The sequence below is a fragment of the Autumnicola tepida genome (genome assembly GCF_031846485.1).
Classification (GTDB): domain Bacteria; phylum Bacteroidota; class Bacteroidia; order Flavobacteriales; family Flavobacteriaceae; genus Autumnicola; species Autumnicola tepida.
This window is the reverse complement of record NZ_JAVRHQ010000062.1, coordinates 1-2,451: the sequence shown is the minus strand read 5'-3', so window position 1 is coordinate 2,451 and position 2,451 is coordinate 1. Positions and strand designations below refer to the sequence as shown.

Annotated in this window: 2 protein-coding genes; one reads left to right on the top strand and one right to left on the bottom strand. The window is 40.4% G+C overall.

Translation table 11 applies throughout. The features are described 5' to 3' along the window. Nucleotides 1-3 precede the first annotated feature (3 nt). A complete protein-coding gene (locus tag RM553_RS19285; RefSeq protein ID WP_311536600.1) occupies nucleotides 4-1,560 on the bottom strand; it encodes an IS1182 family transposase in 1,557 nt (518 codons plus the stop codon). Between the two features lie 191 nt (nucleotides 1,561-1,751). Here RM553_RS19285 and RM553_RS19280 point away from each other — a divergent pair, with 191 nt between their 5' ends. Then, on the top strand, nucleotides 1,752-2,324 hold the full coding sequence (locus RM553_RS19280) for a hypothetical protein (protein WP_311536599.1): 573 nt from the start codon (nucleotides 1,752-1,754) through the stop codon (nucleotides 2,322-2,324). Nucleotides 2,325-2,451: the final 127 nt, after the last annotated feature.

Below are 2,451 nucleotides of genomic sequence, written 5' to 3'. Positions count from 1 at the left end.
CTTTTATAGATTGGGTTGGCTGTGAGCAAAATTCAGGTTCCTTAAAAATGAACTGTGGGCTTCCTGTAATAGGTTTTTTGGTGAAAACAGCAGAGCAAGCTGTCCTGCCCCGGATTTCACTCTTTTATGGGTGAATTTCAGGTATTTCTTTAGGTTATAAGCGATGGCCGCCAAGTGCATGCACTTATTGGCCTGTTTGATTCCAATGGTAGTTATTTTCCGTAGCCCCAGGAACTCTTTGAGGGTTCCAAAAACAGGTTCTACAGTGCTTTGACGTTTGCCTTTCATGTAGCGGCCACGCCTGCTCTTTACCCGTTCGATATTCCGTTCATATTCCTCCCGATAGGCGGTAATGTTTATCCTTTTTTCATGGCTCTTGCCGATGCAGGCCTGCTTTATGGGACAGCCTTTACAATCGGCACGTGTGGTAAAATAATTGTCTTTTAGATTGCCATTTTCCATCTTCTGCTTTCTGAAGGTAACTTTCTTTCCCTGTGGGCACAACCAGTAATTACCTTCTTTGATATACTCAAATCCTTCAGGTCCGCCTTTATAAGTTCCGTGTGGTGGAATGTAAGTGGTAAGGCCTTTTCTCTCGAAGTATGCGTAATTTTCTCCACTGCTGTAACCGGCATCTGCCAGTACATTCTCCCAGATGAGGCCTTCCCGGCGCAGGCGCCTGTTGAGCCTTGTGGCAGTATCCTGCAGGTGTTTAGTATCTTTTTTATCTGCGTGATAAGCCCGTACATCAGTAATGACGTGTGCTTCAATATCTACTGCGAGGTTGCACAGGTAGTTCAGTTTTCTGGCCTTGCCGGGTTTGACACTAATCCTTGCATCGGGATCTGTTGGGCTGTAATGTGTTTTGTTGCTGGTATACCTGCTGCCTTTGTTTTTGGCCCCGGGGCGCATGTCCTGGTCCTGGCTCCATTTTTTGTTCCGGCTTTTTATTTCCTGAAGTTCCTTTTTACTGGCGGTAATTTTTTGCTGTTCTTCAGGAGCTTTGTTGCCTTTTGCTCTTCGGTCCCTGCTGCTTTGTACACGTACCTTGGAAAGATGCTCTTCCAGCTCTTCTGCCGGGACTTTGATCTCCAGGCTGTCCATCGAAGCATTGGCCTTTACAGGAGCAGAGTCAATTGCCTGGGTGTGTCCGCTTACCAGCCCGGCTTCCATACACAGTTTTAAGACTTTGGTGAAAACTTCCTCAAATATGTCTTCAGGAAAAAGCTGGCGGGTACGGCTAATGGTACTGTGCCAGGGCAGTTCTTCATCCACATCATATCCTAAGAAGTAAAGGATGTCCAGCCGCATTGCGCAGTGGTTCATGACCCCACGATCAGTAGTGATGTTTTCCAGGTATCCCACCAGGCAGATCTTGAAAAAGACTACAGGGTCGATGCTTTTTTGTCCACTCTCCCCATAGAACTTCTGGGTAAGAGGATAAAGAAACTCCAGGTTCAGGGCTGCTTTTAAACGTCGGTAAAAATTTTCTTTCGGTATCCTGTCACTGAGACGGAAGGAAGTGAAAAGTTTTTCCTGATAATTTTTCTTGCCTTGCATAAAGTAAATTAGCACTTTTGGCTAACTTGTGCAACAGGCACAACGTATATCGCAAATGGCGGGTTTCATAGAAAAGAATTAAATTAGTTTCCATAACAAACAAAACCGTTAAGCCGACAAAGCCGCATCCATAATTCCGCGCCACTTGTCGATATACGAAACCGTTAGCCACAATTAATTCCAAGATCCCGATGAAAATATTTATTTATTTAATTTTAATAATTTCTTTCTGTTCTTGTAAAGAAAATAATCATTCGAGAATAAAAATTCCCGAAGAAAAAATTGAGAAGAAGGTTTCAACAATTGATTATCATAAAATAATTGATGTTGTTCTTGATACTTTTAAAAGCCAGCACGATAAAATTATACGGATAGAATATAAACAAAGTTCAAATCCAATAGATTCAAGTAGAAGAAATTCTATAATGAGTAATTCTAAATTAGCACAAGATGAAAAAGATTTAGCAATTAAACTTTTAGAAAATAATTTAGACTATTTTAATTTTAACCGATCAAAACTGAACGAAAATAGTTTAGAAATCCTTAAAAATTCAAGAAAAACAACTGATAAAAATTTGACCTATTATTTCAATTCATTTTTAAGTAATGAAAATAATGATCTAGTAGTCTCTACAGTTGGAGCAATAATGAATAATGAAAAACATAGAACAAAAGATTCTGGCGCCTCTTTAATAATGTTTTTTAAAAAAGAAGAAGGTGATATATGGAAACTTTCAAACTACACAACAACTGTCGAGTATTAACTGTGGCTAACAACGGCTCATCGCCAATAACGGGTATCATCAATAAAGTGTAATTTTAGAAACCAGGAAATAAACAAATAAGCCGACAACTCCGCGTCCTAACTCCCGCAACTGGCGATAGCCGAGA

Excerpts from the sequence above, each read along its gene's own strand:
- RM553_RS19285 (WP_311536600.1), bottom strand. The coding sequence starts at position 1,560 with ATGCAAGGCAAGAAAAATTATCAGGAAAAACTTTTCACTTCCTTCCGT.
- RM553_RS19280 (WP_311536599.1), top strand. The coding sequence starts at position 1,752 with ATGAAAATATTTATTTATTTAATTTTAATAATTTCTTTCTGTTCTTGT.